This window comes from Gilliamella sp. Occ4-3 (assembly GCF_001690675.1).
Lineage (GTDB): Bacteria > Pseudomonadota > Gammaproteobacteria > Enterobacterales > Orbaceae > Gilliamella > Gilliamella bombi.
Map to the genome: position 1 here is coordinate 1 of NZ_LZHR01000053.1, position 458 is coordinate 458.

A 458-nucleotide genomic window follows, 5' to 3' on the forward strand; every position below is an offset into this window, starting at 1 on the left:
GTCGGTCACGATGGCGACAAGCCACTATACCGCTATAATTTAACGGATGAAGGGCGTAAATATCTTGATAAAAAATGGTGGGGGGGAACAAATTTCTGTTTTGGCAAAGTGGTGGTTGAAAAAATTGATGAGGTTGATGATCAAATGCAAGGGATGAGAATGGTGACTTTTTATTACCATATGGAAAACGTCCCAAACTGGATAAAAAATAAAGATATTTATAGTCTATATAAAGGCTATGGCGGTTTAGAGGAAGCCGTATTGGGGGAGAGCACTATAGGCGTACATTATTACAGTTTTGGGCCTGATGGTGAGCTACGTTTGACGGGCGGCCAGAGTGGCGGATATGTTTTATAAATGTAAATCATGGGGTTATTAATAGGCAATAATCATGACAAAAAAACTAACCATCATTGCATTACTCATCAGTAGCGCACTAATTATATTTTTACTAAAAA

General features: G+C 38.2%; 1 pseudogene. It reads left to right on the plus strand.

Features of this window, described 5'->3' with window-relative positions:
- Positions 1–357 (plus strand): annotated as a pseudogene (locus tag A9G44_RS13500) (hypothetical protein); the annotation flags it as partial.
- Positions 358–458: the final 101 nt, after the last annotated feature.